At 75.3% G+C, this 376-nt stretch carries 1 pseudogene; it reads left to right on the plus strand.

The window, feature by feature from the left end:
- Positions 1-268 (plus strand): annotated as a pseudogene (locus tag AN216_RS00210) (histidinol phosphatase); the annotation flags it as partial.
- Between the last annotated feature and the right edge of the window lie 108 nt (positions 269-376).

Consider the following 376-nt stretch of genomic DNA (forward strand, 5'->3'; position numbering starts at 1 on the left):
CACGAACCATCTCGACCTGGGCCACCAGCTGGACCTGCTGCGTACGGTACGGCGGCTCGGCGTGACCACCGTCGCCGCGCTGCACGACCTGGATCTGGCGGCGGCGTACTGTGACCGGCTCGTCGTCCTCGACGAGGGCCGGGTCGCCGCCAGCGGACCCGTCGAGGAGGTGCTCGACAGCGGGCTCGTGGCCCGGGTCTACGGCGTGACCGCCGAGGTGGAGCGGCACCGGAGCGCCGGCCGGGTCACGGTGGTGTGGCACCGGTGAACGTATCCGCGTACGCGCGAACCCGCCGCCGTCGTGCCGTGCCCGGGCTCCCGCGAGGCAGCCCCGCGCCCGGGCTCCCGCGAGGCAGCCCCGTGTGACCCAACCCGC

It is taken from the genome of Streptomyces oceani (assembly GCF_001751245.1).
GTDB classification, from domain to species: domain Bacteria; phylum Actinomycetota; class Actinomycetes; order Streptomycetales; family Streptomycetaceae; genus Streptomyces; species Streptomyces oceani.